Consider the following 3,956-nt stretch of genomic DNA (forward strand, 5'->3'; position numbering starts at 1 on the left):
TATGAAATAGTGCAAATAATGACCTCGCCCACGCTGAAGATGGGTAGACTGAGCCGAGTTTATAGACAAAAAAACCGACAGCCAAATGGCTGTCGGTTTTTTGTAACACACGAAGAGATTAGCTTAAGCGATAACGCAATACTTTTAATGATTTCTGTTCATCGATATCGGCAAAAATATGCGGATTAGCAATTCTTTCAATATAGGTAAGCTGTGGCGCCGTATTTGCCACTTGTTGCATCAAAAAATCACACCCTAGTTCTGGCGCATTTAAGCACAATAACACTTCGCCTTGAGGCGCCAGTAAGTCTGGCAGGCGTTTGAGTAGACGCTCATAATCTTTAGTGGCAACAAAACTGCCGCGTTGATTACTTGGAGGATCGGCCACAATCAAATCATACGGTCCAAGCTTAGTTAATTTACCCCAAGACTTAAAAATATCGTGGCCTAAATAACGCGCCCCTGCAGGTAAGTCATTTAACACATGGTTTTGCTTACCTATGCTTAATGCACCTTTACTCATGTCCATGTTGACAACTTCATCTGCGCCGCCTTGCAAAGCCACTACCGAAAAGCCACAAGTATAAGCAAATAAATTAAGTACCTTTTTATGTTTTGCGTGTTGTTTCACCCATGCTCGGCCGTTGGCCATATCTAAAAATAAGCCGTGGTTTTGACCGCGTAATAAATGCACTAAGAAACGCGCACCGTTTTCAGTCACTATATGCTGCTCTGGTACTTCACCATGCAATAACTCACTCAATGTTTGGCCACCATGACGGTATTGGTAGACTAAATTAAGTGTTTCAGTTGGTCGTTGTTGCTGCCAAAGTGCCACTATGGCAGCAACTAATTCATCGAGTTGCTCACTTTCGAGCATCTTAAAACTGGTAAGCAATAATACCGGCTTGTACCAATCTAAACACAGGTGTTCATCGCCCGCGAATAACCCACCACGACCGTGAAATAAACGGCAAACATCATCGCCGAATGTCAAATGTGGAACTGCTTGTAAAAAACCTTTCATACACTCTCTTAACTCAATAAACTAAATACAATCAATAGGGTTATGCATCTTTCGTTGATGCCTTGGCAGCATTCTCCACGTCATGGTCATTTGCAACGTCATCAGTGACATCACTATCGGCATGATGTTTATCAGCGTCACTCGATACGGTTGCTGTTTCAGTTTCAGTTTCAACATTATGGCTTGATTCACTGGGTAATTCATCGACATTATCTGACAATAAAGTCGCTAGCCAACTGCCAGACTGGCTCGATTCTAGACCAATTTTAACAATCATGGTTAAGGGAACCGACAACAACATGCCGACAGAGCCAAGCAACCAGCCCCAAAAAATCAATGATAAAAAAACCACCAAAGTAGACAAGCCTAAACCACGGCCCATAAAACGGGGTTCAATCACATTGCCCATCACCATATTGGTCCCCACATACAATAAGCCGGTAATACCTGCGGCGCCGGGACCCATTTGAATAAAAGCCAATAACACAGCAGGAATGGCCGCAATAATAGAACCAATATTTGGAATATAGTTAAACAGAAAAGCAATCACCGCCCATAACAAAGCATAGTCAACGCCAATGATTGTCAAACCGATACCAACAACCACTGCTGTTGCTAAACTAACCAGGGTTTTAATCACCATATATTGATTAACCGACTGCAAAAACTTGTCGATTTGCTTTAAACGCTTATCTGGAGCATCGAGGGCTAAATGAAACTTTCTAGGCATTGATTGCGCTTCAAATAACATAAACACTATGGTCAAAATAATCAGGAATAAATTGGCCATCACATTACCGACACCAGAGAGCATGTTGGTGGTCATGGATAACGCCATGCCAGGATCAAAGTAGTCGAGCACCTTTTGCTTTGAAATCTGAATATTAAAGTCTTTGAGTTTTTCAAGGATCCAGGCAAATTGTTCAATCAATTGCTCTCGATACTTAGGCATTTCCTTTGAAAACTCAGTCACTGAACTACCCACTAAACTGGCCAGCCATAACCCCATTAACACTATAAAGCCCATTAATAAGATGATAGATAGCCATTTAGGAATATGATAACGCGTCATCAACACTATCGCAGGATTACAAATTACCGCTAAAAATGCGGATAATACAAAAGGTACGACTATCGGACTGGCCGTTTTTATCCCCGCTAAAATAATCACCACACAAGCCATTACCACAAAACTGCGCACAGCCACTGGAGATTGTTGTATTCCTTTCATAGGCCGAAAAATCCTTATTATTGCTTATTAAAATGATTCTATATGCTAAGCTGAACTCAGTAACATATTGCAAACTAAGTTAAAATTTGTTGTCGATTCGTATATCAGTTGATGGCAATATTGGCACATCACCACTTTCAGGGATCCACTGACATTATATGAAACCAGAAACCGCTATTATACGCATTAAAAACTTACGTTTACGTACTTATATCGGCATTAAAGATGACGAAATCAATAACCAACAAGATGTCATCATTAACGTAGTAATTCATTATTGTGCCGATAAAGCCCGAAATAGTCACAGTGTCGAAGATGCATTGAATTATCGCACTATCACCAAAAAAATTATTGCTTTAATTGAAAATAATCGCTTTTCATTACTGGAAAACTTAACCAACCAAACCCTCGCCATTGCCAGTGAACATGACTGGGTTGAATTTGCCAGCGTCGAAATCGATAAACCCCATGCACTGCGTTTTGCAGACTCAGTGTCGATGGAGTTATGCTATCAAAAGCCCCAGTAACCACCATGGTATGCGCACAATGTGATCACATTTTAAGTTTACCATCGTATATTGCAATATAGAGTAAAGGGGAGTTTAGATGAAAATATTAATCACTGGCGCAACAGGGTTTGTTGGCAAACAGTTAGTCAAATCACTGAGTGACCACCAGCTAGTAATATTGACGAGAAATATTAATAACAGCAAAAACATTCTTGGCAGCCATCATCAGTACTGGCAAACGCTGGCAGACAAATCAGACCTTAACGATATAAATGCTGTGATTAATCTTGCTGGCGAACCGATAGTCAATAAACGTTGGAGCAATAAGCAAAAGAAACTGATCTGTGACAGTCGTTGGGATATCACCACGGCGTTAACTCAGCTTATCCGCAAAAGCACCACCCCACCGCATACTTTTATTAGCGCTTCAGCCGTAGGGTATTATGGCAGACAGGGTGATACCCCTGTGGATGAAACCAGCGGATTTCATGCTGAATTTAGTCATGATATTTGTCAAGAGTGGGAAAACCTTGCGCTTCAAGCTCAATCGCAACAGACCCGAGTGTGCATCACCCGAATTGGGATTGTGCTCGGTAAAAATGGCGGCGCATTGGCGAAAATGTTACCGCCCTTTAAGCTCGGTTTAGGCGGCCCAATAGGCAATGGCGAACAAGGTATGAGCTGGATCCACATTGATGATTTAATCAAACTATTTAGCTACTTACTCAATAATTCGAACTCACAAGGCATTTATAATGCAACGGCACCTCAACCTGTGAGTAATGCCGTATTTGCTAAAGCGCTAGGTAGCGCACTAAGCCGTCCTGCCAAAATAACTACGCCACCATTAGCGCTAAGACTAGCCATGGGTGAAATGTCAGAGTTGCTCACTACAGGCCAATTTGTATTACCTAAACGAGCTTTGGCGGCAGGATTTGAGTTTCAATACACTGACATCAACAGCGCATTACAACAGGTGGTCAATTCAGCAAACTAGGGCCCCGTCCCTAAACTAGCTGTTTAATTTTATCGATAATTGGCCCATAGCGTAGAGCAAGTGGTCGATGCTGTTTATAAATAATGAATAATGGCTCTGCAACCACCACATTATCGCCATGCTCATTGGCAAACGATGCAATACGGATATCTTGTGCTTGAGTAAAATGGTCGACCGCAAATTGTGGTAGCA

At 41.7% G+C, this 3,956-nt stretch carries 4 protein-coding genes and 1 pseudogene; 2 read left to right on the forward strand and 3 right to left on the reverse strand.

Going from position 1 to position 3,956, the window contains the following annotated elements:
• Positions 1–118 precede the first annotated feature (118 nt).
• The gene (locus H5185_RS21390) at positions 119–1,027 is read right to left on the reverse strand and encodes a class I SAM-dependent methyltransferase (protein ID WP_182743150.1); all 909 of its coding nucleotides are present in this window, start codon (positions 1,025–1,027) and stop codon (positions 119–121) included.
• A 40-nt stretch (positions 1,028–1,067) separates the two neighbouring features.
• Positions 1,068–2,258, reverse strand: a complete 1,191-nt coding sequence (locus H5185_RS21395) for an AI-2E family transporter (RefSeq protein WP_182743152.1) — start codon at positions 2,256–2,258, stop codon at positions 1,068–1,070.
• A 158-nt stretch (positions 2,259–2,416) separates the two neighbouring features.
• Here H5185_RS21395 and folX point away from each other — a divergent pair, with 158 nt between their 5' ends.
• On the forward strand, positions 2,417–2,785 hold the full coding sequence (gene folX / locus H5185_RS21400) for a dihydroneopterin triphosphate 2'-epimerase (RefSeq protein WP_124016437.1): 369 nt from the start codon (positions 2,417–2,419) through the stop codon (positions 2,783–2,785).
• Between the two features lie 79 nt (positions 2,786–2,864).
• Complete coding sequence (locus H5185_RS21405) at positions 2,865–3,764, forward strand: TIGR01777 family oxidoreductase (protein WP_182743154.1); 900 nt, start codon at positions 2,865–2,867, stop codon at positions 3,762–3,764.
• A 10-nt stretch (positions 3,765–3,774) separates the two neighbouring features.
• On the opposite strand, the pseudogene H5185_RS21410 reads toward H5185_RS21405, so the two are convergent.
• A pseudogene (locus H5185_RS21410) lies at positions 3,775–3,956 on the reverse strand (LysR family transcriptional regulator); the annotation flags it as partial.

Source organism: Shewanella sp. SG44-6 (genome assembly GCF_014164185.1).
Classification (GTDB): Bacteria; Pseudomonadota; Gammaproteobacteria; order Enterobacterales; family Shewanellaceae; genus Shewanella; species Shewanella vesiculosa.